Below are 26,212 nucleotides of genomic sequence, written 5' to 3' on the forward strand. Positions count from 1 at the left end.
AAAATTGGTTTACAAATTGCTGCTACTGTACCTCATAAGCTCCGAATATGCTGTAAAACAGGCAGTTGCTCTACTGTTTCTAAATAATTAGCTATCCAATCAATAGTTTGATATCCCCAATGACGAAATTCATCTGAGGACATGTGGTATTCTTTATTGTTTTCCATATTGCTTTACCGTTTAAAACTTGTTATTTGACACAATATATTTTATATCTTATCTGAAGCTTTAATATGTACCAAAGCTAATGCCTCATATCACGTAATGCTGTCTTCATGTCCGAAATTAAGGCTAGTCAAAGCAATTCGCAATTCACAATTGCGAATTGTTTGGTCATACCTATTACAAAAGAAAAATTTTTAGAAGAATCCAGAAGCCAGAATGGGCTAAACGTCCCGCTATCCATGTACAGGAATCAGAACAAGAAAATGGGGTATTCAGACCCGCCACTAATTATAGACCGCTAAATTTTCAATGTTTAGGGGATATTAAACCCATTTATTCAAACGCCAGTCATACAGAATTCAGGATGAATTCTGACCATGCGAGTTTTCAAACATCCTTTTGGAGTAATGTAATCCACAACTTCAGAGTGATGTTTATCTCATTGAATTAAGCCATCTTTACTTTGGGAGTTATTAGCAAACATTTAGTGCATCTAGTTGTTAAAAGAGTTCGCCCCTACTCGACCAATTAATCGTACTGTTGCCGCTCGTGGCAATAAGATTCCTTAACAAGTAAAGGAAACACCAGGTATGTCATCTCAAGCTGAAGAATTTACTATTGGTGTCGAAGAGGAATATCAAATTATCAATCCGACGACGCGGGAACTGACTTCGCGTGTGGAACACGTTCTGCCAAAAGCCCAGAAAGCCCTTGGTTTGGAGGTACAGCCAGAAGCCCAGCGATCGCAGATAGAAATTGGTACGCCTATCTGTAGAACACTTACAGATGTGCGCTCCGAGCTTGTTCGTTTGCGTCGTGAAGTGATAACGGCGGCGGCCAAGGATGGTAATCAAATTGCCGCCGCCGGTACACACCCGTTTTCACACTGGGATCAACAGCAGCTCACACCCAAAGAACGTTATCAAACGTTGATGGAAGATTATCAACAACTCACCCGTGAGCTAGTCATCTTTGGCTGTCATGTACATGTGGGAATTAGCGATCGCTCTACTGCCATAAGCGTCATGAACCGTTCCCGTGTGTGGCTGTCCCCGCTTTTAGCATTGGCAGCATCTTCACCTTTCTGGCTAGGTAAGGATACAGGTTATGCAAGCTATCGTACCGAGATTTGGGGACGATGGCCCCTATCTGGAGTACCACTGATTTTCGAGTCTTTAGCCGACTACGAAGCGCTTGTACAAGTATTAGTGGAGACAAAAAGTCTCGCGGAGGCGACAAAGATTTATTGGGATGTGCGTTTGTCTGAGCGCTTCCCGACAATAGAGTTTCGAGTAACAGATGTCTGTCAGACGGTAGACGAGGCGGTAATGGTAGCAGGGCTTGTACGTGCTTTGGCGCGAACTTGCTATGAAGAAGCTATGAGTGATAAACCCTTTCCCGCAGTCCGCCACGAACTTGTACGTGTTGCTCACTGGCGTGCCGCACGTTATGGATTAGATGAGGATTTAATCGACTTTACCACTATGAGAGCCATCCCAGCACGGGAGTTGGTTGAAAACTTTCTTACCTTCGTGCGTCCATCGCTTGAGGAGTATGGAGAATGGGATGAAGTTTCCTCTCTTGTACAGCAAACAATACAGTTCGGTAATGGTGCAGCACGGCAGCGTGACGTTTACAAGCGAACCGGAAGCTTAGAGAATGTCGTTGATTTAATTGTTCAAGACACAGCAAAAGGGATAGCGTCAGTATAGGAGACAGAACTTTATGCTAGTTCATATTATTGCTGATTACGGGTTTGGTGACCTTGCCTTCGCAGAAGTGGTGCAGCGCATCAAGCTTCATCTACCGGATGCCCAAGCAATACTTACACCCGTGCCAGCTATTGCCACACTGGCAGCAGGATTCTGTATCGCGCAGTTGGGTTTGAATCAAGCTCCGGCTGGGACAATCATAATCATCTATCACAATGTTGCGCCCCGTGAAGATGATGAGCAAGCACGTTTTGGGAATGCTGGTGAACGTCTTGCTTTTGCACGCTTGCCGACAGGTGTACGTGTAATTGGTGTTAATGCGGGTTATGCCTTTTCATTTGTACGCGATTTAGCAGTAGAGTTGCGTTGGGCTGCTGTAGCGGCTTAATCCGGTTTTATCAATGAATTCACTCATCACATCCCGCAGCGAGTTGCTCACTTAATTGAGCGAGGTGAGTATGCACCAGTTTTGTTTACTAGATTTATCAACGCACCTGATGGCCCCTATCAAAAATTCCTTGATTGGCATAGCTGTACGCATGAGCTAGAAACTAATATTGCCTCAGAACTACAACCTTGGGTTAAACCAGAACTAGTTTTTTCTAAGTTGGGGCTATGCGGTATACCAGATGCACTGGCAGACTACTTTAGAGGGCACTGTTTTGAAAGAGTTTTCATCTTAGGGATTGACACTGATATGTGCGTGTTGAAGATAGCGATGGATTTTTTCGATATTGGCATTGAACCCATCCTATTAACTGATTGCTGCGCTAGTACAGCAGCTTACAAGCACACTTAGCAGGTTTGGCTGTACTCAGTCGGAATATTGGTGCTTTTCGTCTGCGTGAGGCAGGTCTTTCTGAGGGTTTCTTAGCTGCACCACTAGACAAAAACAGAGAATAAAAATTCTCAAGAAATTGTGCGTTTTTAATTTAATGTTTGGTATAAAACAGGATCGTCTTTTTTGCTGCTTGCAAAACGCGATCGCGTAATTATAATGGCTCAATTACCTACATCTTTGCGCCAAACCCCAGCACATAAGCACATTTACCTCCATTGGTAAATTCTTTCCTAGAAATCACCTAATCTGTTAACTAACAATAGAAAACTGTCGATTTTTCTGGAATAGAAAACAAATCCGTTGAATTAATAATAGGGAACGAAAAAAAACTTTGCTAGTGCCATTGGAATAAATCTCAAAACTGCCACTCTCTGGTTGCACAAATGGAATGTATTCTAACCCTACAGATAGTAATTCTAAAGTTTCTGTTAATACAACCTACTAAAAATCTGCTCGTCGCAGCCCTCAATTAAACCTTAAGAAATAATAAATAAAGATTTTCTACAAACAAAGTAAAATTATGCCTAAATTCAACAAACAACTGGCTGCCTTAGTATTTTTAACACTAGTTGTAACTGGCATAGTTTTGCCAGCCGTTGCTACTCAAGCTCAAAGCCCAGCAGAACAACTATGTCGGCTAAGACCAGGTATTAATCCTGTTTGCACAGTGTTGGTATCTGCCCCAATTGGAGTCGCCATCCGTTCTGGACCTGGTTCTAATTATCAAAAAATTGGTGCTATCCCTTACCAATATGATGTCAATGTTAGAGTCAGCAAGTCTTCTCGCGAATGGGTAAAGCTTGCTGATCGTCCTGGTTGGATTCATTCTCATTACCTGCAAATGGCTGGAGACTGAAATACAAAATACACTGCATAGCTTTCCTTTATTGAATATAGTTTCTAAAGATACATCAAGTGCAGCGACAATTTTTTCATTGTCGCTGCAATCTAATGTGCTGTATACTGTTTTCGGCAATTACAAAAGTAATATTTTTTACACAAATATTCTCTTGAACATAGGTAATATTAAACAATGCTAACGGTACTTCGCTCTTACGCTGCATGGGTTGTTCCAGCAGCTTTGACTTTACTGAGTTTTGGATCGGGCAACGAGAAGGCGATCGCACAGACTCTGTTCCCATTTAGTGGTAACTACGACGTAACAATCGCTGTTGAGCCGATTAACGAGAAGTTTTCACGGGCAATTGAACGGGCTGTAAGTACTGATGCACCATACGGACTCACCGAATATAACGGTTTAGTTTACGCCCTAACTGACTTCTCTACTGGCTTGTTCACCTTTAACACCGATCCAACAGCAATCGGTTTAGAGGGCTTCCCAGAAGGCTTTATTGAATTTAGTGGTAGCGGTGCTAACAAGGTATCTGGAACCGCTACTGCCACCGCTTTAATTGACTTTGTAAACCTTAGAGGGTCTGGCTCTGGTTCTTTGATTATCACTGGCGGTGAGGGTATATTTAGAGGTGCTACTGGCATACTAGACTTTTTTGAGAACGACACAATCAGTCCAAATCCAAACGATCCCATAAGAGGACAGGCTTTAGTTACTGGCACTATTAAGGTTGTTCCAGAACCGGAAACCGGAATAGGGACGCTAGTTGCTATTGGCTTAATTGGATCTGGTTTTATGTTGCGCCGACGTTGCCTTCGCTCTGCTTCATAAGCCACTCAAACCCCTAGAACACCGATTCAGTAACAGGCGATCGCTTTGCTCCTCTTGGGTCAACTCAGCTATTTCAACAGCGCTAACTGTAATTGTTGCTGTAGCTGGGTTTTCTTGAAGGTCTTGGTTATCTGGTGGTGTGTCCTTACTAGATGAAGCAGAGGTGGCGTTGTTGCGCTTACGGGGTAGTTTATTCATTACTCCACCTCTTTTAGCTTAGTAACATTTGTTCAAAGTCGATTACAGATAGATTTTCAGTGTTATGGGTATTTGCATAGACACAAAGCGACTTGTCACCAAATATTGCTTTTTAAGGGTGAAGTGACGTTGACCGAATAGCGATGGCATTGCTCGACCATTTCAGAATTTTAGGCAGATGCAGAACCTTACTCCCCCACCGGATACCGCCGCATCATTTCTGCCAAAGCCACCGATTATGAGCAGTAAAGAGATTTTTACACTTAAAATCTGTTGTGTTTCAATAAAGATGTAATTGTTTGAATCAACACTGCTGGTTCTATAGGTTTTGTAATGTGAGCCTGAAACCCTGACTGAAACGCTTTGTGTCGGTCAAAGTCTCTAGCGTAAGCTGTCAGCGCGATCGCTGGAACTTTTCCACCTTGCCCTGGTGGACGAGATCGGATACGTTGGATCAGCATATAACCATCCATCTGGGCCATGCCAACATCACTGACCAGAATATCGGGAATGAACTGATCAAATATTTGCAGTGCCTCCAACCCTGAATCAACGGCAATTACCCTGGCTCCACTTTGCTGGAGTAGAAATGCTTGAAAATCGCGGGTGTCTGCCTCATCATCTACGACCAAAATTTTCCGGTTACTCAAGGAATTTTCCAGATTTTCTGCTTTAGCTTGAGACGGTTGAGATAAGGTTGGAACTATCGGCTGAATCATCGGCAACTGTACTGTAAAGGTTGCGCCTTGATCTTCACCTAAGCTCTGAGCCTTGACAATTCCCCCGTGCATTTCCACAATTTGTCGCACAAGTGCTAGCCCTAACCCCAATCCTCCAAATTTACGGGTTGTTGAGGAATCTGCCTGCCGAAAGTAGTCAAACACATGAGGTAGGAACTGCGAATCAATGCCTTTTCCAGTGTCAATGACTCGAATAGTAGCTAGCCCATCGATCTGCCGCAATTCAACCATGACTCGCCCGCCGTTCGGTGTAAACTTGACGGCGTTGGTCAGCAAATTCCAGACTAATTGTTGCAGTCGAGCCGCATCACCAGAAATAGGTGCGATTTCAGTCGTGAGATCCAGAAAAATCTGGATTTGTTTGGCCTCGGCTGCTAGTCGCACTGTTTCGACAGCTGCCGTAATTACAAACTTCAAATTGACGCAAGCAGCAGTCAAACTCAACTTGCCCTGTATGATGCGAGAGATGTCGAGTAAATCCTCGATCAGTTGCGTTTGAAGTTTGGCATTCCGCTCAATCGCCGCCAACCCCTCACGCTGGCGAGTTGCATCCAATTTGCCGCCTTGCAGCAACTGAGTCCAGCCCAAAATGGGATTGAGGGGCGTTCGCAGTTCATGAGACAACACTGCCAAAAACTCATCTTTAACCCGATTGGCTTGTTCCGCTTCTGCCCGTGCTGTCTGTGTTTGTTGGAGCAAGCGCTCACCTTCGGCTGCTGCCTGTCGTTGTTCAATTAAATCAGCAGCTTGACGGGCAAGGAGATCGAGAAATCGCAACTCGCGATCGCTCGGTCGATAATGCGTGCGCCAGTGGGTAGAGATCATCCCGATCGCTCTGCCAGAGCGGGTAATCAGTGGTGTGGACTGAGCAGATAAATACCCTGCCTCGACATGTTTGCGGCAGGAGCCATGCGGGTCTTCGCTGGGTGGAACATCGAAGTCAAAAAAGGTGCGTTCGGCAGTCCGCAAGGCGATACCGCAGGATGTAGTGGAACTGATATCAACGCGACTAAAATGCTCGAACATGGCTGGTGTTAGGTTCTGCGCGGCAAGCAGTACCAGTTCGTGAGTCGAGGCATCGAGCAGTTGAATTGTCCCGGCATCGGCATGGGTGAGGGCGATCGCAGCAGAGATCAAGTCTTGATACAAAGTTTGCACATCGCTTTGTGTTACCGATCTCGCTGCTAATTCCCGCAACAGTTGCGTATCTCGCAGGTCGGCAGCAACCGCTGACTCCGCGCGGGCGCGTTCCAAACGCGGAAAAATCTGGTTCGCCAGCTCACCGAACAAGTCAATTTCATCTTTGCGCCACTGACGCGGGCGTGAATCATATCCGTTGAAGAGAAATTTCCATTGCCCGTCTCGCAGCAATGGCACATAGATGAATGCCCCAATGTTAAGTGCAGCGCACGTTTTTGCATTGGTACGCGTATCGATATTCGTATCGTTGACGATCGCCATCTCTCCAACCTGTACCGCCCTATAGAACCCATTTGACATCTTAAGAAGAAACTGCAAGCCGCTTGAGCATCAGTCTGACAAAACAGAGGTTGATCTTGGTCGTCGCATGAGACAACGTTCGCTCAAAGTTCTTCACTAGACTCTTACACCGCTCCATCCAAGCATTCGATCGTTCAATTACCCAACGAGCGACTGCTGGCACAAATCCAGATTTGCCTTGTGCCAGTTTCTCCTGTTTAGAAGGCTTTCTTGAAAGATATTCAACTATTTCAATTGGACGTTCTACTAGTTGCGCTACAGATTGTTTTTCTACTTTTACTGCCACAGCCGTAAACTCTTTCTGACCACAACAGACACAATTACTAGGTCGCAGGATTTCATAACGAACGATCTATTCTGCCAAAGCCCTTGCGGGTTTTGCCTTGATGTCCTGGTTGTCCTCCTGGTTTCTTTTTCTGCTGATTTGATTCTTCTTGTTGGGGTGATTTTTTGGTTTCGCTTTTTTTCAGGATATCTCCTGATCGGGGTTTCGATGAATTCGTGCTATCTAAATCTCTGCTGACTTTTAAACGTTCTACTTCTTGGTGTAGTGCTAATATTGTTTTCTGTAATTCACGTATTACCTGACTCTGCTCAATAATTATCTCTACCAGTTCTTCCTTCGATAACTGGTTCAAGCTTTCTCAGTCTAAAACAGTACGGCAGGTTTTGGTTCATATTTGTGATACTCCCCCTCAAGTGTTCCCTTTGTCAATACTCTGCCACCTGAATCCTTACCATATTTTATATCTTATTTTGAAGTTTTAATATGTACCAAAGCTAATCCTTTTCACGTCATACGCTCATTCTGACTCCTGAGTTTTGAATTCTTCTTATCAAATTTTCTCTAGACTCACCTTGCCAAAAGATTCACACACCACTCAATGGCATCCAGCCCTACTGATCTTGTTAGTAGGTAAGCCCAAAACTTCAGAGCAATAGTCACGACTGCTGCCTCAATCGATACAATAGAGTTAATATACTGGCATAACGAGATAAAATAAGTTTACTTTTGTACAGAAGTGGGCATCTGTGGAAGTTCTAGATACTCATTTACCTCATTTGCAAGCAACAGTAGCCCATCAAGAGGGATTAGGGCGTGTTTTCTCACTCTAATTGTAAGTCGGAAACTTTTATGAAAATCTACTATGTAACTTTAAATAATCCAGATGAAGCGCGTCAAATTGGTCGGGCATTACTAGAATGTAAGTTAGCAGTTTGTGTCAATTGGTTTCCGATTACTTGTGCTTATAGTTGGCAAGGAGAAATTACTGAAGAACCAGAAGTTGTTTTAATTATCAAAACTCAAGATGGTTATGCTTTAGAAATCGAAAAACTTATTCAAGAGCATATTACTTATACTAATTTTATCGCCGAAATTTCTCCGACAGCAGTTAATCAGGGTTTTGTTAATTGGTTGAATGCAGAAGTTTCACCGCGCTCACAATAGAAATTATCTAATATCATTTCCCCCTGCTCCCGTTCAGCTTACCTCGGCTCCACTCGGCATGAGTCGCTCACGGCAAGCCTGCTTTTCTGCTTACACAGCGATAGGATATTTGTTTAGTTGGAAGTCCCTTATGCCTCAAAAGCCTTATTTTAACTATTTTACTGGAGGTCAAAAATGGCAGTTCTCAAACTAGAAAATGGAACTCTCCACACCGATTTAATTTACATTGCTCAGGAATTATCCCCCCTGAATATTCAAATTAATCGTCAGACTGTAGGAGATAACCCCAAACTCCAACATTTGTTGGCACAGGATAGTCTCAACGAAGATGAAAAAGAACAAGTACTCAAAGCAATAGATAGTTACTTTGAGCAACTACAACAGACAGCCGGCTATAAATCTCGTGATTTGGTTGTCCTTCATCCAGGGATTCCTAACCTTGATGAGTCAATGGCAAAGTTTGACCAAATTCATACCCATGCAGATGATGAAGTCCGCTATATCATTGATGGAGAAGCGATTTTTGGCTTTGTACGTTCTAATGGTAGTCAAGTAGAACTGACAGTACAACCAGAAGAATATATCAACATTCCAGCCGGAACCGAACATTGGTTTTATCTCACCCCAGCAAAGCGAGTGAAAGCAGTACGCTATTTCATCACTACAGAAGGTTGGATACCCCAATATACAGGCAGAGAAATTCGCACCCGCCAACCCCTAGTGAGTTGAGAAGGCAGAAAGTAATCCCCATAAATAAATTTAGGGGCTTTAAACCCACTCCGCAGAGGGCAAAAATATATTTTCTGCCTTCTGTCTTTCTTCGCTCAATTCTAAATATATCAAACATTACGAATTACGAATTACGAATTACAAATTAGTATGAAGCGGATTGTTTTTTGTGACTTTGATGGCACTATTACAGTTGATGAAACTTTTGTCGCGGTTCTGAAAAAGTTTGCACCAGTACTTTCTGCAAAACTACTGCCTGAAATGTATGCAAAAAGGCTGACACTGCGAGAGGGAGTCAAGGAAATTCTGCAATCGATTCCATCTGCAAGTTATCCAGAAATACTGGAATTTACTAAACCTCAATTGATCCGTCCTGGGTTTCTAGAATTGTTGGATTTTCTAGAGTTTCAGGGAGTTTCGTTAATAGTAATTTCTGGGGGATTACGGGGAATGGTAGAGGTGGTTTTGGATGGAATATTGCATAGAATAGAGAGAATTTATGCTGTAGATATCGATATTAGCAGTGCTTATTTAAAAGTAAATTCTGAATACGAAGGAGATACAGAACTGATCGCTAAGGTGCAAGTTATGGATCAGTACACAGCCGATGAAAAGATCGCTATTGGTGACTCCATCACCGACTTAAATATGGGATTGCAAGCTTCTGTTGTCTTTGCACGCTCTCCCTTAGCACAATATTTAGATGAACACCAAAAACCCTATATTCCTTGGAATGATTTTTTTCAAATCCGCGATTATTTAGCAAAATCATGGAGTTCAACCCAACGATAGCAGATCCTCGTTTGCAACTAATTGCCACTGCTCGGTATTTTTACCAAAAAGGTTGGATGCTAGGAACTGCTGGCAACCTCTCGGCTCGATTAGCTGATGGTAGTTTTTGGATTACAGCTAGCGGTAAATCTAAGGGTGAGTTATTACTCAACGATTTTGTTCTCATTGCTCCAGATGGCAAAATAGAAGCATCAGCCACCCAGGTGATACCTTCAGCTGAAACAGCTATTCATCAACTAATTTACCGCCTGTTTCCAGAATCACTTGCTTGTTATCATATACATTCTATTGAGAGCAATTTAGTTTCTCGTTTGGTTGAAGGTGATAGTTTACCTTTACCACCGCTAGAAATGCTCAAAGGTTTGGAAGTTTGGCAAGAAAATCCCTGTTGTGTAATGCCAATTTTTGCTAATCATCTCCAAGTTGCCCAGATTGCTGGTGATATTGAACAACGTTTTGCCATCAATCCACCGCAAATATCCGCATTACTAATTCGGGATCATGGTTTGACAGTTTGGGCTTGTTCTCTTGAAGCTGCTCGTAATTATATTGAGTTATTAGACTACATCTTTCGCTACATGGTTGCTGCCGTTCGGTTAGGCATAAATATCTGAAATCCTACTTGATGGCAAAGTTAGACGGGTCTTGATCTCGTCGATGCTTAGTGGGAATGGGGGCTGGCTGCCCATCACCTGCAAGGGCTGCGGTTTTCTCCAGAGATTCCCTCAATCGCTTGGCTGCGTAGATAGACATATCTCGTGGTACATTAATGCGATCGCGCAAATATCGCAGAGCGACATCAGATCCCGATGGAGGTACGCAGTCTTCCCCTGTCATCATGTGTGTTAAAGCACAACGTAGCGCTAAATCGAACAATTTATCATCCAAAGGGTTGACTCGGATAATATTGATCCGGTGGTCGATTGTTCGTTTAAGAGCTTCCATACGGGAGTTTTCCGGCTCTGGATAAGTAACATCTGGTAGCCCAAACCAGGGGCCGTTATCCACCCGCGCTTTATTGAGAAGCATCTGGGTTTCGCCGTTTTCCCAACAGCCCCCCATCTGGGGCGGCAAATCATGTGCGTGGGTGTGAAAGTCGCTCTGGGTACCGCAGTAGGTCGGTCGGCTTTCCATTGCCGCAAACCATGCGCTCAAACGAGGGTTTTCCTCCCGCAGTGAGTAGCCCTTGTAGTAGTAAAGGCTCGCATTCATCCGTTCGAGATATGGCGTAAAAATGACATCGACGATGCCGAAGTTATCTAGAAAGTAAGGGCTTGGGGTGCTACCCAGAGCCGACTCTACCCTAGCCACCACTCCGATAAATTGTTCTCGGTTGCGTTGTTCTTGTTGAGACGAACCTGCTCTAGAGCATAGCCAAACGCACCAGGCTCTAAATAAAAGTCGTTCTAATTGACGTAAAGGAAGCACCCTATGGTCTTCCATCCCTTGGTTCAATGGAGCAAAAACCTTTTCCAAAGCGATCAAAATGTCATCGCTTTCCTTAATGATCTGTCCATCTAGCTTGATCGCAGGGAGCATTCCTGATGGTACCTTACGTTTGTACCAACTTTCTTTCTCCCCATAGCAGAACATCGTCACTTTTTCGATGCGGTAGGGGATTTGTTTTTCCTCTAGCCATAACCAAACTTTTTGACAGTAAGGACACCAAGCGTGGTTATCGCGGTACAGCGTTACCCGCACATCAGATTCCGGCTGACCAAACAAGCGCAACCTAGCTCTAGCGTTTGTGGGACCATTAACGGTATCTATTTGATAGTCCGTGAGGGTTTCTAGTTCTTCCCAGCTTAAGGGTGCGGTAGTCATAGGGGGAGTTGCGTAGGGCAATACTTAGGACAATTCTATACTCTACAATATTTTCAATAGACCTCTTGCAAAAGTCCCTAACACCCCACCCCCAACCCCTCCCCGCTAGCGGGGAGGGGAGCGTTTGCGTTAGCAAATGCGGGGTGGGGTTCTTTATTTTTTATTGATGCAAGAGGTCTAATTACACCAAGGCTGAATTTAACCGATAGGTTCGCCCATCAATTCTTTCCACTTCTCTTTTAAGAAAAAGTTGAAGTGACGATACCACGCTCAAAGGTTCTGGCAATTTGGCATAACTTATTACTGAATTGCCGTTTAAATGAGATATCAACAGAACAGACGCAAATCGCCAGTTGTTGACCCAACGCTGTAGAAGAACTCAGCAGCGCACCCACAGCGCTCGGTCATCGCTTCACTACAACTGGCTAGTAATGTACTAGAAAATACATAGTAAATGTGCAATGGCAATGCCTACGACCGTAAACTACGCTCTTTTCCTGCTTAGATTTGGCTGAATTTTTGAGAGTAAACTTCATCAGACACTTTTTTTAGTTCTGGTTCAACTACTGTCAAATGTTGCTCCAAAATTGCCAAATTCCGAATGTTGGACTTATAGAAAGCATCAAACAAATCACCCACTAAAGGCACAGTACCAACGACTGTTTCCAAACCTACATTAAAAATCATTTTGGCTAAGTCTTGACGCGGGATGCCAAACCGAGTAGCTAAAAATATAATGTAAGCTGAAAACGCTGTACTGATTAAATCACCAGCACCTGGAACTAGACCAATGATTGGGTCTATTCCAATGCGAAAACCTGTCAAAGGGATATGTATTGATGTATCCATCAGACGGCTGAGTTTGCGGATGCGATTTAGAGTAGCAAGGCGTTTAGCAGCGTCCATAATTGACCATATTTACACTACTTTTAAATTGCACCATTTTTAGTTCTTTGTCTTGTACCGTTAGAAATAACAAGTATGCATAAAAATCCTGAATACTGCCTAAAAAAGCAGATAGATGGATGATATAGTTTGTTACGATGCCTGCGGTGGTCATTGAGCTTGCCGTACCACTTGCCTACGGCACGCTACGCGAACGTGGAAGCAAGCTACGCGGAGCGTCTCGTAGAGAAGTGCGGTAAAGTACGCTCTATTATTTCTTATGGTCAATTTGCGATCGCAGTTCGTGTCAAACATCTACAATTAGCCTTGCTTTTCTCAAAAAGAATTGCAGTACAGTCTCTTCTTTAGAAATAATATCGGCTCTGCCTTCCATTCCCATTTGAATGGAACATTGTCTGGTTTTTCGACCTAAAGACAGACCTTCAGGTTCAATTGTTACCTCATAGAAAGCAGCAGTACCTTTGGGAGCAGTTGCGATTGTAGGAGCGCCTGTAGCAGCACCATTATTCGCTGGAGGGAAAAATGCATCTGGAGAAATTGATTTAACTTTGCCTTTGAGAGTACCGTAATCTGGATAAGGACAAGCCGAAACTCGCATTTGTACGTTTTGTCCTGGTTTGAGCTTGTTTTTATCTTCAGTTCCTACCACTGCTTTAATTACCAAGGGGGCAGAAGTAGGAACAATTTGGGCGATTTCTTCTCCAGGGCGCAATGTTTGGCCAGGGTTACGTAGGTTTAGCTTGGAAATCACACCGTCTGCTGTGGCAGAAATAATCGTCTCCTTAAGTTCAACATTTACTTGTTTAAGTTCGCGGCCATCATGCTCGAACTTTGTCTGCATTTCAATTCGTTGTTGAATCAGGGCGTTGCGTTCTTTGTTTAATGTGGCAATGTTAGCTTGCCCCGTAGCTTTTTCTTGAGCAATGCGTTGAGAAGCGATCGCAATTTGTGCTTGAGTGGGATTGAGGGCAGCTTGTAAGCTTTGCAACTTGGCTTTAGCAGCAGAGAGTGCTTGTTCTTGCTGGCGAACAGCTAATTGTGCTTCCTCAAATTGATCTTGTGACAAAGCCCCAGCTTTGGCTACATTCTCATATCGGTTTCGTTTGGACTCGGCTGCTCCTAAAGAGGCAGTTGCTGCTTTGACATTTGCAGAGGCTTCTTGGACATCACTAACAGTGGTAATTTGCTTGTCTTGATAGTCCCGTTTGCGACTGCTCAATTCAGCTTCAGCTGCCGCAACCGCACGCTTACTGCTGTCAGTTTGGGCTACAATTTGGTTATTAAGAGCATCAATCTGAGCATTAATTTGAACCAGTTGTAATTTTATTTGCCCAATGCTACTTTCTAGTTGGCTCTTTTTGGTTTGTAGGCGGGAGTCGTCAATAGTAGCGATCGCATCTCCTGTTTTAACTACCTGATTCTCTTTCACAAAAATCCGCACAACTGGGCCTTCCGTGGCAGCCTGAACCAGCCGCAATTCACCAGCCGGACGCAAATTTGCCTGTGCTTGAACGGTGACTTTGTATTTAGCAACAGAGGCAACGGCAATTGCTATTGTTACAGTAACCAATGCAACTATACCGCCAACAGTAATCCAATTACCAAGTGGTGGAAGAAAATCGTTTTCTTCAGCTTCAGGAACGAAGACAGGATTAGATTGACTAACCATAATAATAAATTAAGTAAGAGATGATTTTTGAGGGGATGATTGAGGAGTAATCCAAAATCTCAAAGAAAGAAGATGGGATTAACTAATGGCAGCGTATTTGCCATTAATAGGACTGGAAGATTTCACCAGTAAACTCGGAGTTGATGACCGAACATCGTCTAGGAAACCCAAGTGTTCGCCAGCAATTTGGCGCAATTCTTCTGGAGAACCTTGAATTTGCAAACGTCCTTTCTCTAGTAATACAATCCAATCGGCTCGCTCAATGACTCTAGGACGGTGACTAATTAAAATTGTGGTTTTGCCTTGGCGATAGGTAAGCAGTTGATCTAGTACTTCAGCTTCACTCACCGGATCGAGAGCGCCGGTGGATTCATCCAAAATCAGTATAGGTGGGTTAGTAATTATCGCTCTAGCGATCGCTAATCTCTGCCGTTGTCCACCAGAAAGATTAGCTCCAAATTCTCCTAAAACGGTATGATATTTGTCAGGTAACTCACTAATAAATTCATCAGCTCCTGCTATTTGGCAAGCTGTGACAATTTGTTCAAAAGTCACTTCAGGATAACTGAAGTGGAAGTTATCAAAGATTGAGCGACTCCAAAAGTGTGGGTCTTGTGGTACTAAGACTACCTGCTGTCGCAGACATTCTAAAGATAAGTCTTGTCTGTTATAAAGACCATAACGGATATTGCCTGACTGGAGGGAATATAAACCAGCCATCAGTTTGGCTAGGGTACTTTTACCACAACCAGATTTACCAATTAAAGCAATAACTTTACCACCAGGGATAGTCAGGGAAAAATCTTGCAATAAATCAACTCTACCAGCATGGTGAAAGTTAACTTTAGTGCAGATAATATTTGCATCAGTGGATATTTCTGCCCAAGGCCTTTTCTCTTCATTCGAGTCTTCTGGGGTAGCGTCAATCACTTCTGACATCCGTTGGATGACAATTTGAGCAGTAATAAACTCATCAGCTAACCCGATTACTGAACTGAGGAAACCGAGAAAGTTGCCACTCATGCCATTAAAAGCTAGCAGTTGACCGATGGATAATGTTTGATTTATTACTAAATAGCTGCCTAACCAGAGTAAACCTATATTAGTTATAGTTGAAAGAACATTAGTGAATGTACTGCTGTATAGTTCCAGTTTCATCGTACTCCAGCCCAAGTTAGCAAGGCGACCATAGTTGGTTTGATACTCTTGCCAAGCTTGCGGAGTTGCTTGTGTTGTTTTGAGTACTTGAACGCCACGAAAGGTTTCCACTAAAAAGCCTTGGTTTTCAGTGCCTAAAACAATAACCTTACGGGTTTTCTGGCGTAAGGCGGGTAGGAAAAGCAGGTTAACTAAGGTGACAATGACAAATGCCAATACTGAAGCCAGAGTCAGTTGCCAACTCAAAAAGAGCATAAAGCCCAACGAAACTATAGCAATAAAAAATTCGCTAGGTAAACCAAGGACAATCTGCGAAACTAACTCATTGATCGCATCAATATCGGCAATTCGGCTGACGACTTCCCCGCTCCGATGTCCTTCAAAGTAAGATAAGGGCAAGTGTAAAAGTTTTCGACCATAGTCCAGCAGCAGTCCTAATTGTAAGCGCTGCCCGAAGTGACCGATGAGGTGAGACTGTACCAAACCAATTGCACTTTTAAACAAGTTTATGGCAATTACTCCAATTGCCACGGTAGTTAATAGTTGAGTATCTCCCCGCACTAGCACGTCATCGGTGAGGAGTTGCATCATCAAGGGATAGGCAAGAGACAAAAGTCCAATTACAATATTGATGGCGATCGCCTGACCCAAAAGGAAGCGATAGGGCCAAACACGCACCAAATAGCGTCCAAAGCCAGTCATTTTGTCATCCGGCTGCTCAGAAAAACGGGTGTCGTCTGGCACCAACAGCAGCATAATCCCATTACTCCAACCCTCGGCTAATTCCTTACGGCTGAGGTAACGGATACCAAATCCCGGATCGGATATTACATATTTTTTCCCCTTCTGCCCGTATAAAACTACCCAGTGGTAGCCTTTCCAATGTATAATTGCGGGCATTGGAGCTTTATCTAAACTGTCGATCAGTTGAGGAGAAGCTTTGACTTGGCGAACATTGAATCCTAAAGCTTCTGCACCCCGATTCAAACCAAGTAGGGTAGTACCTTGCGACCCCGTGCCTACCGCTTCTCGTACTCGACTAAGAGTTAAAGTGCGTCCGTAATGTTTGGCAATAGTTGCAAGGCAGGCAGCACCGCAATCTTCTTCACTGTTTTGGAGAACAACCTGGTATTTCATAAAAAATCCGGGGATTACTTGGTTACACCGTGTGCAATTATGATTTTCATGCTGTTTGCGTACTTCTACGCTCAAATCTTGCTAGTTTATTTTTGCTATGTTCATTTAAATGAAAAAGTAGGAGCGAAAACGACCTCGCCCCTACAAACTGTGAGAAAAGGATGTTACTCAGCTAAAAGGGAAGATGAGAGCATTCTTTTATGTTTTAGGTTTTTCAGGATTTTAGTAGTAGGAGTATTCTTGAGGTACGGGTTGTGCAGACTCCCAGTTGTTGTTAGCATCGTTTTTAAGGTTGGCTTTTGTGCCTGCTTTGAGAAGGTATCGTTTCCCTTTGAAATTCTTATCACTGTAGGCATACCAATCTTTGTCACCCTTTACCTCGTACCAAGATGCTTTATTGTTATACTTGCCGAAACTGTAAGATTTGCCTTTGACGGTTAGCTTCTCTCCTGTATTCGTAGGGTAGTTGGAAAGCAATAAAGCACCACCACTAACAGTAGCAGCGGCTTCATGGTCCAGGTCTTGCACTAATTCGATGCTATAAAGGTCTTGGGTTTGCTTGTTGATGTTAGACATTATTTTTCTCCTTAGTGAATTAAGGGAGGTTAGTAAGTTGAGTGTATGCAGCACTAGCGTTTTGGGTGTTCGCCTTCACTACACTCTTTTACAATAGGTAAATTTGATTAGACGCACATCGTCAAGTTAGGAAATTGACTTTCCAATATTGGAAAGTCAATTTTCGCAGATAACTGACACTTCTTAGTGCGTCCGTAATGTTTGACAACAGTTGCTAGACTTGCAGCACCACAATCTTCTTCACTGTGTTGGAGAATAACCCGATACTTCATAAAAATTCGGCAATTACTTGTTTAGCCCGTGTGCAACTTGATTATTGTCATGTAATTCGCGTATTCCTACGCTCAATCAAGATATGGGTATTACCATTTACGTTATTTGTGTTATCTTTATTAAAATGAAAAAGTAGGAGCGAAAACGACCTCGCCCCTACAAACTGCGAGAAAAGGATGTTACTCAACTAAAAGGCAAGGTGAGGGCATTCTTTTCTGTTTTAGGTTTTTCAAGGTTCTAGTCTGCGGTATGAAATAGAACCGAGATGATTATGCAGGTCTGGCAGACTCGAAGTTGTTGTTAGCCCGACCGCTTAAGTCACCTGCTCTACCTGCTCTTAGACGGTATCTTGTACCTGTGAAATTCCTACCAGTCCAGGCAAACCAATCTCTGCTACCCGTTACCTCGAACCAAGATGCTATATTGTTTAAGCGGCCTAAACTGCTGTTTCTGCCGGTATAAGTTCTCTTCGTTCCTCGACCATTAAATAAGCTCGAAAGGATTAAAGCACCACCACTAACAGTAGCAGCGGCTTCGTGGTCAACGTCTTGCACCAATTCGATGCTGTAAAGGTCTTGGGTTTGGTTGTTGATGTTAGACATTATCTTTCTCCTTAGTTAATTAAGGTAAGTTAGTAAGTTGAGTCTGTGTGGCGCTGGCGTTTTGGGTGTTAGCCTTCGCTACACTTTTTTACAATAGGTAAATTTGATTAGACGCACATCGTCAACTTAGGAAATTGATTTTCCAATTTTGGAAAGTCAATTTCTGAAGATAACTAAAACTTCTTAAAAATCCGAACAGGTAGAGAATTGTGACCAAAAACTGTGAGCAGGGACATTGGTCGTACAGCGCTGGATGCCTCACTGGGTCTATCGGAGCTAGTCGTCCCATCAAAGGAAACGGTACACGCTTATCCTCACAGAACCCAAAAGCAGCGACTCCCAGCTTTGATAGCATCCTGATTTAGCTCTCACAAGACTTCTCAACTCCTGGCAACCATTAGTAATAGTACATTTTTTGTTCCTTTCAACAGAAAATAATCTGAACCCGTTATTCTTACGTGGCTGAACAATAAAATATTTAAATCACAAAATAGGAATACAAGGGCACAATCTATGATTATGTCTGAGATTCAGAATAGATAAGTATTTTTATTTCTTCAAAGGGAAAAAAGATGTATATTACTTCATTAAAAAATTAACAAATTGTTATACTTATTCAATAAAGTAGCGATTTTCCTATATTGGAAAACCAAATTCCTCAAATTGCAACCCATAAGCACTTTACTGTTTGTATCCTAGTCTTGAAGAGTTACTTTTACTGGGATGCCAGATTAATTTATAGTTACAAAAACTTAGGTACTCCTATAGTTTTTGTAGCTTAAATAAATATATTAAAAAGTAAACCAGTTATGAACCGAGAGCCAAAGCAAGCTTTGCAGAAATTTTTAGTCGTTGATGACCATGAAGCTATTCTTCAAGGTACAATCCCAGCGCTTAAAGAAAAATACCCAGAAGCAGAAATCTTTGCAATTCAGGATGCCCAGACTGCCTATCAGCAATTTGAACATCACCACCCAGACTTACTAATTGTTGATTTATGTCTGCCAGAAAAGCCTCAAGCTCCAGCTCAGGTCGAGGTTGGTATGCAACTGATCAAAACTTTAATGTCAAGCCCTCTCGCCCCTAATTTAGTGGTGCTGAGTACCAATATTAAACCGTTGGTGCGTCTCAAACCGATGATTAATACCTATGAAGGAGGCTTTGCGGCTATGGATAAGTCTTTGCCAATTCGCGAAATGTTAAAGTTCGTTGACTTGGCATTGCGCGGCTCTATTTATTTATCTTCAGAATTGCGATCGCGTCCAGAATTTGATCGAAAATGGATCGAGGTACTAACGCTTAAATATCAAGAAGGGTTAACAGATAAAGCGATCGCTCAAAAAATGAAGTTGAGCGATCGCACTGTCCGAAACTACTGGATTAGACTGCAAGATACTTTGAGTGTCTATGATGAACCTGGTAAAGAATTGAGAATTCAAATTGAAATCGCAGCTAGAAAAATCGGATTGATCAACTGATGAAATTGGCACTTATAACTAAAAGCAATTTATGGAAAAAAGTTCACAAACAACTGAAACCCTGGCGAGAAGTAGTGCTACCAGGATTCTCGGTAATAGGATTAATTATCCTTATTCGTTTAACAGGATTGTTGCAATCGCAAGAGTGGCTGGCTTTTGATCAATTGCTGCGCCTACGGCCTAATGAAGCCGTTGATTCACGAGTGGTAATTGTAGGTATTGATGAAGATGACATCAATTATGTTGGTAGGTTTCCCATACCAGATAAGGAAATCGCCCAAATGTTGAGAATTTTACATACCTATAAACCCAGAGTCATCGGTCTTGACCTTTTTAGAGATAAAAGTAGTTTGGCTGACGCAGAGCTTGCACCTGTCTGGAAAGAGAATCCAAATCTCATCGGAGTTGAAGTAGCGTTAAATCGGAAGCAATCTTTTAATGTTAAACCACCGCCGGAGTTACCTCCCGAACGAGTCGGCTTTGCAGATACAATAGTAGACCCGGATGGAAAGCTGCGACGTAGCTTAATGGCAAGTAAAACTTATGCTGGAGAACTGAAATACTCCCTACCTCTACGTTTAGCACAATTATATTTGGATGAACTAGGAATAAAGTTTACTCATGGCAGTCGCTCTTACGATCCCATCAAGTTCGGTTCAAGTCAGCTAGTCCGCTTTCTCCCCAATTCTGGCGGATATGTGGGAACTGATGCCAATGGGTTTCAAGTGCTATTAAACTTTCGCTCTCATCCCCAACCTTTTCGCACTATATCTCTAAGAGATGTCCTTAATAATAAAATTGATCCTAATTGGATTCGCGATCGCATCGTGATTATTGGCATGACTGCTGCTAGTGTTAAAGATAGATTTACCATCTCGGCAGTTAAAAATACACTCTATACTACGGGTTTAGGAGTTGACGAGTCTTCCGATCAATACCAATGGATTTATGGTGTAGAAGTTCATGCTCATGCTACGAGTGAAATCATTAGTCATGTTTTAGACAGACGACCATTGTTAAAAGTATGGTCAGAAATTTGGGAGTATTTATGGATTTTAACTTGGGGTTTAATCGGCATAATTCTTGGTTTAATCCTGCAATCTCCCGCAAAAACATTGTTGAGCCTTGGTATAACTAGTATTGAAATCGTCGGAATTTGTTATGTTGGGCTGATTCTAGGTTGGTGGATTCCTTTAGTACCAACCTTGTTAGCTTTTACCAGTGCCGGACTGACGACATTTTTTTTTGACCGAGATTTAAGAGCGCTACTCGAACAGCGCAGTTTAACTCTCAAGCGCTCTTTTGAAGCAATTCATAATGGGCCTCTACAATCCCTGGCTGTGATATTGAGAAGTCTTGGTGATGAAGAGATAGAGCCTGAGAAATTGCGATCGCAACTTGAACAACTAAATCGAGAGTTACGGACTATTCCTGAATATCTCAGTCAAGAAATGCTTACTCGCAGTGATAGTGTTTATTTAGAGGGAAATGAAGTACTCGATTTGCAAACCCCAATTTCTGAGATGCTTTATTATGTTTACGATATTACCTTAAGAAGAAACTTTCAAGGATTTATAACAATCCAAAGTTTTATCCCTCCTAATTTTGAACCATTAGAAGAATGCAACTTAAATGCAAATCAAAAGCGAGGCTTATACCTTTTTTTGCAAGAAGCTTTATGTAATGTTGGTAAACATTCCCAAGGAGCTACTTGTCTTGATGTTGTTTGTACTCGCTCGTCGAAAGAGTATTGTCTGCAAATAATTGATAATGGATTTGCAAATATATCTAAAAACTATCAACGTAGCGGGCAAGGAACAGGCCAAGCTCAAGATTTAGCGCGGCAATTGAGAGGGAAGTTTCGACGATTTCCTCACTCTCCACAAGGCACTGTTTGCGAGTTGACTTGGCCGATAGCAAGTAGTAGGTGGCAAAAACTTTTAAATTTAGATAATTGGAAAGTTTTAGTAAAAAAGTATTAAAAGTATCAATTTAATAAGTATTAAAAACATCGTCTTCCACTAGAGATTGAAATGCTATTGGGAAAAAACTGTTATTGGGTTTGCAACCTGTAGCGAAAACTGCATTTCTAACTTTGGAAACTACGCTTTCAACTGGAGAAATTGGAGCGAGGGAAAACTTCTTAACTCTATAAGCAGCAACAATCCATACTACTATCTATTTGTACAGTGCATAAATTCTAACGGATTTATGAAATACTAGACTTAGTTATACGATCGCCAATTGGGGCGCTATGCTTTGCGAGATCGCAACACCAAGGCTGTGCATTGCTTAGAGCGATCGCTGATTAACTAACAAAATTCACTTGTTAAAGTACTCCTTTGTGACATCATGCAATGCTTGCCATACCGTATTCGTCGCGTTTGGGCAGTTCTCTTTCTGACAACGCTAACCTTATGTTTGTGGTTGGCGCATCCTTCTCTAACAATTGGAAATAAGGGAATCGCAGAGATAGCAACAGTTAAATCATCGGCTTTAAAGCAAACAGTACAGCAAGGACTTAAGCTATATCAAGCTGGTGATATTCAAGGAGCAATTCAGTCTTGGCAAAAAGCTCTCTTCTCTTATCAAGAGCGTAACAGTCATTCTGCTGAGGAAATAAGTATCAGGATATACCTTGCCAGAGCATATCAACAATTAGGTCAAATATCTGAAGCGATCGCTCAATTAAACCAAGTTATTGACTACTATCGTCAGACAAAGGAGCCGATCAAGGTAGGACGGATGCTGACAGAACAGGCTCAACTCTACAGTAGCTTGGGACAGCACCGGCGTGCAGCTACCATTTTATGCGGTCAAAAGCAAAGCAATCCAGCTTGTAGTCAAGATAGTGCAATAGAAATTGCCCGCAACCACTCAGATGAACTAGGCGAAGTAGCTGCTTGGGGTAGTTTAGGAAATGCTCATCGTCTCCAAGGCGAGTACGAGCAAGCTATTCAACATTTTGAACGTAGTAATGAAATCGCCAAGCGCATAAATAATCAAATTTATGTAGCGTTTACCTTAAATGGTTTAGCAAATACCTACGCTAGTTTGGCTAAGGGCAATCAGCGTCGTGCCGAATTTGCCCGTGAGGTAGCCGATAAGGAAGCTGCCCAAAAGTTTCAGCAAGACACTATTGGTCATGAGCAGCAAGCTGTACAGTATTTTGAACAAAGCCTGAATTTAGCTCGTAGCCAGAACGATAAAGTGAATGAACTGCGATCGCTACTAGGTCTAGTTAGACTTTATCACCGCCAACATCGTCAGGATAAAGCCATAGTTAACAATACACTACAGCAAGCACTGGTCATATTGGAACAATTACCCGACTCCCGCGATAAAGCATACACGGCGATTCAACTTGCTAATCTTTTACTACTCGTTAACCAAAACAGCGAGTCAGTCAGTACTGATCTAGCAAATCAATGCTTGAAGTCAGAATCGTTGCCTAAGTCTGTTGAACTACTCAACAAAGCTGTGACAATCACTCAAAAAATTCAGGATCGGGAGGGAGAATCCTTTGCCAAAGGCCGATTAGGACACACTTACGAATGTCACCAGGACTATCAACAAGCTATAAATTTAACTCAACAAGCACTGATTGGTACTGTCGCTGATGAGAACCTTTACTTGTGGACATGGCAACTAGGACGCTTATCTAGAGCCACAGGTCGAGTCAAAGAAGCAATTAATTTTTATGAAAAATCTATTGACAGCCTCAAAAGTATCCGTAGTGATTTAATACTGCAACAGCGAGATTTACAGTTTGACTTTCGAGATAACGTTGAACTAGTTTACCGCGATTTGCTAGAGTTACGTCTAGAGCAAACCAATTATCTTGTCCAAGCATCAGATATTCAACAGAATTTGGAGTCGGTACTTCTAATAGTAGATGAGTTGAGGTTAGCAGAACTACAAAACTATTTAGGAAATAATGGTGATTTAGGACTGATTGAGAAACCAGTAGCACTCGTGGGGAAAAACACTGCCGTCTTGAGTTCGATTCTTTTAAAAGAACGCCTTGCAATCATTCTCACCTTAGCCGATGTTGAACAAAAAATTAAGTCAAAAGTTTCTTGGATACCTGTTAAAAGTCAAGACGTTAGAGATATTATCAATGACCTACGCATCAAATTAGAAAAACGCTCGGACTTGGAAAACACTTATCAAGCCAGAGCGCAACAAGTATATGACTGGTTTATTCGTCCTTTTCTTAGCGATTTAGAAAAAAATAAAATTGAAACTTTAGTGTTTATTCAAGACGGAATTCTTCGGAGTATCCCGATAGCTGCACTGTTTGATGGTAAACAATTCTTGATTGAAAAGTATGCGATCGCCTTTGCTCCAGCATTGACTCTGACAAATCCTCAAGAATCGAACCCAAAAAAATTAAAGGTATTAGCTTTTGGCTTGACACAACCAGCTACTGTCGAAACAGATGCAGGTTACACATTTTTTGAGCCGCTTACACAAGTAGAATCTGAACTGAAAACGATTACAACGAGTTTACCAAAAAGCAAGGGATTACTAGATCAAGACTTTACACTTGAGCGCTTGCAAAAAGAGTTAAAAGAAAATACTTATCCAATAATTCATTTGGCAACTCATGGCAAGTTTGGTATTGATGATAAAGAAACGTTTTTAGTAACTGGAAAAAAATTTGCAGCAAATACTAAAAAATCACTTACAACCAAAACTTACAATGAAAAACTGACATTAAATGACCTTTATGAACTGATTAACAATACTCGCACTCAAAATCAACCGATTGAGTTATTAACTTTGACAGCCTGTGAAACAGCAGTAGGTAGCGATCGCCAAACTTTAGGACTAGCCGGTATTGCAATACAAGCTGGATCTAAAAGCGCTATAGCAACTCTTTGGAAAGTTGATGATGCAGCAACAGCACAATTGATAACAAAATTTTATCAAAACTGGCATAGCGGAATGAGTAAAGCCAAAGCTTTACAGGCGGCTCAAATATCTTGGTTGCAAACGCATCAGCAGCAATTTGAAAGTCACCCTGGATATTGGGCACCATTCATTCTCATTGGTAACTGGCTTTGATCTCTAAATTTAATAAAACTTAAGTCCATCATCACATCGAATTGATATCAGCAAAACTTTTAGAACTACTAATTTATCTTAGCGCTGCAATTGATGTATTTTACTATTTATCAGTGCTAGTTTAGTTGGTTCTCTTAATTCTGGTTTTGTTCCAGTTGCTACCTGTTCCAGAAGAAACTTTTTTAATTCTCTAATAGTCGGCTCATCCTTTGGAATTAAAGCAATTTTTAAAGTATCGTACCACAAATCAGCTTGGTTATACAGATTTGCTTTGGTTAAAACATTATTGCTTTGGGATAGTTGCTTTTGCAAATCTGGTGGAGTTGAAACTACTTTCATCGCCGCGATCGCAAATGGATTACCTGAAGGACGATTAGCATCGCAGACCAATTCGATTTGCCAAAGGTATCTCCCACCAACTGACAATTCTAAACTAGCTATAGATAAAACCATAATTCCTGGAGAACTTTTAAAAGTTTCATCTTTAATCTCTTTGACCAACCTAGATTGTTTGTTAGTTTTGTCATACTCATAAAGGCGGAACTCCATTTGCAAAGAACTAGTATCTTTCACATACCAAGCGAATGTAGGATTATTGACCAAACTTTGACCGTAACTTTGATTAGGCGCAAGTAAGATAATATCTGGAATACTATTTAATGATGCTTCTGTTTGAGTCTCGCATCCCCTAGAACCGCCTGAAGTTCCTCTAGTCTGCGGTGGAGGGTCGTCAGAATCATTGTTTTTCTTGTCAGCTAAGACTGCTGTAGGCATCAATAACAGTAAGCTCAAGGTCATGCAACTGATAAGGGTATTCCTCAAACTTTTGTGTAAAAGGCATAGTATTTGAGCCATGTTCTTACTCTGCAAAGCTTTTAGTACACATATGTTAGTACTACATATCATTTAACCTAGATTACGCAGATTGATGCAGATTGCTTGTGAAGTATTATATTATTTAAGGATAGTAAATTCACTATTAAGAATTAAAGTAATATCATCTTTGTATTCTTTAGATTTGAGAAACTATAGAAAATTCAAAACTTCTATCCGAATCTCTTCTAGCGCTTTTTCTATTTATTCAATAGCGTGTATTTGTATGGGATTTTCCACTACCTCTTCTCCTCTACAATCTCTTCTGTTGCATAGATATATTGCAAATCCAGGAAGGCGATCGCGTGTTCGTGTATTTGTGGTTGCACGTAAGCAGCAAGTTCCTGCCAGCGCAAACCGACACTTACTGCTTTGATAGCCGTTTGTAATTGAATCGAGTACAGACCTTCTTAGAGGCACGGCAATGCCGTGTTTTTACCCGCTTACTTTACTCCAAACATATTTACGGCAGACTTCGCAAACAGCTTTTGCTTCCTCTGTTTGCGGATTGGTGAAGATGGGATGGTAACGTAACCTGTCGCAACAGACCTGCAACCATGCACGCCAACCACCCCGCCACAACCGCACCGTGCCGTCATCACCCCCACTGACAATCGTCTGCCCATCCGGGCTAATGGTGACAGAATAGACCCTACCCAGATCACCACCGAAGGGTTCAGCCAAGGGCTGACCTTGGAAATTCCACAACCGCACTCTGCCCTCACTACCGCCACTGACAATCGTCTGCCCATCCGGGCTAATGGCGACAGAATAGACCCCACCCAGATCACCACCGAAGGGTTCAGCCAAGGGCTGACCTTGGAAATTCCACAAC

The 26,212-nt window shown here is 42.1% G+C and carries 25 protein-coding genes and 2 pseudogenes; 13 read left to right on the forward strand and 14 right to left on the reverse strand.

Going from position 1 to position 26,212, the window contains the following annotated elements; all coding sequences use genetic code 11:
• Nucleotides 1-32 precede the first annotated feature (32 nt).
• Nucleotides 33-167, reverse strand: a complete 135-nt coding sequence (locus RMY27_RS32770; RefSeq protein ID WP_322668975.1) for a hypothetical protein — start codon at nt 165-167, stop codon at nt 33-35.
• A 588-nt stretch (nt 168-755) separates the two neighbouring features.
• On the opposite strand from RMY27_RS32770, the gene RMY27_RS32775 reads away from it, so the two are divergent.
• The 5 genes from RMY27_RS32775 to RMY27_RS32795 all read left to right on the forward strand — a co-directional run bounded on the left by RMY27_RS32775 (nt 756) and on the right by RMY27_RS32795 (nt 4,402).
• Nucleotides 756-1,877 carry a carboxylate-amine ligase gene (locus RMY27_RS32775; RefSeq protein ID WP_322668976.1) on the forward strand — a complete coding sequence of 374 codons (1,122 nt, stop codon included), beginning with the start codon at nt 756-758 and terminating at the stop codon, nt 1,875-1,877.
• 13 nt (nt 1,878-1,890) lie between these two features.
• Nucleotides 1,891-2,265 (forward strand): hypothetical protein, encoded by a 375-nt coding sequence (locus RMY27_RS32780; RefSeq protein WP_322668977.1) that lies wholly within the window; start codon nt 1,891-1,893, stop codon nt 2,263-2,265.
• Nucleotides 2,266-2,319: 54 nt separating this feature from the next.
• Nucleotides 2,320-2,676 (forward strand): isochorismatase family protein, encoded by a 357-nt coding sequence (locus tag RMY27_RS32785; RefSeq protein ID WP_322668998.1) that lies wholly within the window; start codon nt 2,320-2,322, stop codon nt 2,674-2,676.
• 562 nt (nt 2,677-3,238) lie between these two features.
• Nucleotides 3,239-3,574, forward strand: coding sequence for an SH3 domain-containing protein (locus tag RMY27_RS32790; RefSeq protein WP_322668978.1), 336 nt, complete (start codon nt 3,239-3,241; stop codon nt 3,572-3,574).
• A gap of 177 nt (nt 3,575-3,751) precedes the next feature.
• A complete protein-coding gene (locus RMY27_RS32795; RefSeq protein WP_322668979.1) occupies nt 3,752-4,402 on the forward strand; it encodes a PEP-CTERM sorting domain-containing protein in 651 nt (216 codons plus the stop codon).
• On the opposite strand, the gene RMY27_RS32800 is transcribed toward RMY27_RS32795, so the two are convergent.
• The 4 genes and pseudogenes from RMY27_RS32800 to RMY27_RS32815 form a co-directional block, all read right to left on the reverse strand.
• Nucleotides 4,397-4,600, reverse strand: a complete 204-nt coding sequence (locus tag RMY27_RS32800; protein WP_322668980.1) for a hypothetical protein — start codon at nt 4,598-4,600, stop codon at nt 4,397-4,399. The two genes, RMY27_RS32795 and RMY27_RS32800, sit on opposite strands and share 6 nt — an antisense overlap.
• A 263-nt stretch (nt 4,601-4,863) precedes the next feature.
• Nucleotides 4,864-6,840, reverse strand: a complete 1,977-nt coding sequence (locus tag RMY27_RS32805) for an ATP-binding protein (protein WP_322668981.1) — start codon at nt 6,838-6,840, stop codon at nt 4,864-4,866.
• A gap of 1 nt (nt 6,841) precedes the next feature.
• Nucleotides 6,842-7,075 carry a transposase gene (locus RMY27_RS32810; RefSeq protein ID WP_322668999.1) on the reverse strand — a complete coding sequence of 78 codons (234 nt, stop codon included), beginning with the start codon at nt 7,073-7,075 and terminating at the stop codon, nt 6,842-6,844.
• Nucleotides 7,058-7,518: pseudogene (locus RMY27_RS32815) on the reverse strand (IS66 family transposase); the annotation flags it as partial. The pseudogene RMY27_RS32815 and the gene RMY27_RS32810, both read right to left, overlap by 18 nt.
• 457 nt (nt 7,519-7,975) lie before the next feature.
• On the opposite strand from RMY27_RS32815, the gene cutA reads away from it, so the two are divergent.
• From cutA to mtnB, 4 genes are all read left to right on the forward strand, one after another.
• On the forward strand, nt 7,976-8,290 hold the full coding sequence (gene cutA, locus RMY27_RS32820; RefSeq protein WP_322668982.1) for a divalent-cation tolerance protein CutA: 315 nt from the start codon (nt 7,976-7,978) through the stop codon (nt 8,288-8,290).
• A gap of 174 nt (nt 8,291-8,464) precedes the next feature.
• Complete coding sequence (locus tag RMY27_RS32825; protein WP_322668983.1) at nt 8,465-9,019, forward strand: cupin domain-containing protein; 555 nt, start codon at nt 8,465-8,467, stop codon at nt 9,017-9,019.
• Nucleotides 9,020-9,169: 150 nt separating this feature from the next.
• Nucleotides 9,170-9,811, forward strand: a complete 642-nt coding sequence (locus RMY27_RS32830) for an HAD-IB family phosphatase (RefSeq protein ID WP_322668984.1) — start codon at nt 9,170-9,172, stop codon at nt 9,809-9,811.
• Nucleotides 9,790-10,425 carry a methylthioribulose 1-phosphate dehydratase gene (gene mtnB / locus RMY27_RS32835; RefSeq protein WP_322668985.1) on the forward strand — a complete coding sequence of 212 codons (636 nt, stop codon included), beginning with the start codon at nt 9,790-9,792 and terminating at the stop codon, nt 10,423-10,425. The genes RMY27_RS32830 and mtnB overlap by 22 nt, the downstream gene beginning before the upstream one ends.
• A 4-nt stretch (nt 10,426-10,429) precedes the next feature.
• Here the strand turns inward: mtnB and RMY27_RS32840 are convergent, their stop codons facing one another.
• From RMY27_RS32840 to RMY27_RS32870, 7 genes and pseudogenes are all read right to left on the reverse strand, one after another.
• Nucleotides 10,430-11,635, reverse strand: coding sequence for a glutathione S-transferase family protein (locus RMY27_RS32840; protein ID WP_322668986.1), 1,206 nt, complete (start codon nt 11,633-11,635; stop codon nt 10,430-10,432).
• A 501-nt stretch (nt 11,636-12,136) separates the two neighbouring features.
• Entirely contained in the window at nt 12,137-12,541 is a 405-nt protein-coding gene (locus RMY27_RS32845) for a DUF4112 domain-containing protein (RefSeq protein ID WP_322668987.1), read from the reverse strand.
• A 286-nt stretch (nt 12,542-12,827) separates the two neighbouring features.
• On the reverse strand, nt 12,828-14,210 hold the full coding sequence (locus RMY27_RS32850) for an HlyD family secretion protein (RefSeq protein WP_322668988.1): 1,383 nt from the start codon (nt 14,208-14,210) through the stop codon (nt 12,828-12,830).
• 78 nt (nt 14,211-14,288) lie between these two features.
• A complete protein-coding gene (locus RMY27_RS32855; RefSeq protein ID WP_322668989.1) occupies nt 14,289-16,505 on the reverse strand; it encodes a peptidase domain-containing ABC transporter in 2,217 nt (738 codons plus the stop codon).
• A gap of 222 nt (nt 16,506-16,727) precedes the next feature.
• The gene (locus RMY27_RS32860) at nt 16,728-17,081 is read right to left on the reverse strand and encodes a hypothetical protein (protein ID WP_322668990.1); all 354 of its coding nucleotides are present in this window, start codon (nt 17,079-17,081) and stop codon (nt 16,728-16,730) included.
• A gap of 185 nt (nt 17,082-17,266) precedes the next feature.
• Nucleotides 17,267-17,353, reverse strand: a pseudogene (locus RMY27_RS35680) (cysteine peptidase family C39 domain-containing protein); the annotation flags it as partial.
• A gap of 270 nt (nt 17,354-17,623) precedes the next feature.
• Nucleotides 17,624-17,956 (reverse strand): hypothetical protein, encoded by a 333-nt coding sequence (locus tag RMY27_RS32870; RefSeq protein WP_322668992.1) that lies wholly within the window; start codon nt 17,954-17,956, stop codon nt 17,624-17,626.
• A gap of 209 nt (nt 17,957-18,165) precedes the next feature.
• Between RMY27_RS32870 and RMY27_RS32875 the strand changes: the two genes are divergently transcribed.
• The 4 genes from RMY27_RS32875 to RMY27_RS32890 all read left to right on the forward strand — a co-directional run bounded on the left by RMY27_RS32875 (nt 18,166) and on the right by RMY27_RS32890 (nt 24,504).
• Nucleotides 18,166-18,321: a hypothetical protein gene (locus RMY27_RS32875; RefSeq protein ID WP_322668993.1), complete on the forward strand. Its 156-nt coding sequence runs from the start codon at nt 18,166-18,168 to the stop codon at nt 18,319-18,321.
• A 444-nt stretch (nt 18,322-18,765) separates the two neighbouring features.
• On the forward strand, nt 18,766-19,434 hold the full coding sequence (locus tag RMY27_RS32880; protein ID WP_322668994.1) for a response regulator transcription factor: 669 nt from the start codon (nt 18,766-18,768) through the stop codon (nt 19,432-19,434).
• Nucleotides 19,434-21,416: a CHASE2 domain-containing protein gene (locus tag RMY27_RS32885; protein WP_322668995.1), complete on the forward strand. Its 1,983-nt coding sequence runs from the start codon at nt 19,434-19,436 to the stop codon at nt 21,414-21,416. Before RMY27_RS32880 ends, RMY27_RS32885 begins: the two co-directional genes overlap by 1 nt.
• Nucleotides 21,417-21,786: 370 nt before the next feature.
• The gene (locus RMY27_RS32890; RefSeq protein WP_322668996.1) at nt 21,787-24,504 is read left to right on the forward strand and encodes a CHAT domain-containing protein; all 2,718 of its coding nucleotides are present in this window, start codon (nt 21,787-21,789) and stop codon (nt 24,502-24,504) included.
• A gap of 78 nt (nt 24,505-24,582) precedes the next feature.
• Here the strand turns inward: RMY27_RS32890 and RMY27_RS32895 are convergent, their stop codons facing one another.
• Both RMY27_RS32895 and RMY27_RS32900 read right to left on the reverse strand, forming a co-directional pair.
• Nucleotides 24,583-25,278, reverse strand: a complete 696-nt coding sequence (locus tag RMY27_RS32895; protein ID WP_322668997.1) for a DUF928 domain-containing protein — start codon at nt 25,276-25,278, stop codon at nt 24,583-24,585.
• 534 nt (nt 25,279-25,812) lie between these two features.
• Nucleotides 25,813-26,212 (reverse strand): WD40 repeat domain-containing protein (locus RMY27_RS32900; RefSeq protein ID WP_416212390.1); only part of this gene is annotated, 400 nt, incomplete at its 5' end.

Origin of the sequence: Nostoc sp. DedQUE09 (genome assembly GCF_034530915.1) — a bacterium.
In the GTDB taxonomy this organism is placed as follows: domain Bacteria; phylum Cyanobacteriota; class Cyanobacteriia; order Cyanobacteriales; family Nostocaceae; genus Nostoc.